The sequence below is a fragment of the Lactiplantibacillus sp. B652 genome (assembly GCF_023806745.1).
Taxonomy (GTDB): domain Bacteria; phylum Bacillota; class Bacilli; order Lactobacillales; family Lactobacillaceae; genus Lactiplantibacillus; species Lactiplantibacillus pentosus.
The window spans coordinates 1-287 of the sequence record NZ_JAMSKY010000099.1 but is presented as its reverse complement, the minus strand read 5'-3'; the positions used below and the strand labels follow the sequence as shown (position 1 = coordinate 287).

The 287-nt window shown below is 44.9% G+C and carries 1 protein-coding gene; it reads right to left on the bottom strand.

Annotation, left to right across the window (positions count from 1 at the left end; genetic code table 11):
* Window positions 1-287: transposase (locus tag MZO40_RS17170; RefSeq protein ID WP_252133495.1), on the bottom strand; the 287-nt coding region annotated here is incomplete at both ends.

Genomic DNA, 287 nt, shown 5'->3' with positions numbered 1-287 from the left:
AGTAAGTGGCATCTAAGAAGATGGCTGCATATTGTGAAGCCAGTCGACGTTGCTGGAAAGCTTGAACCTGTTCATTGACGGCTTTAGTCATGTTGGAAACCGTGGCTTGGGAGTAGTGAGCACCGTACATTTTTTCAATGAGTTCGGCAATTTCAGCAGTGGTAATTCCCTTGGTATACAACTGAATGACCGTTGTTTCTAAATTATCACTGTGCCGACCGTAGGCTGGCAAGGTATGATTTTCAAACCGGCCATTGCGATCTCGAGGAATGGTTAAGTTAAGTTGG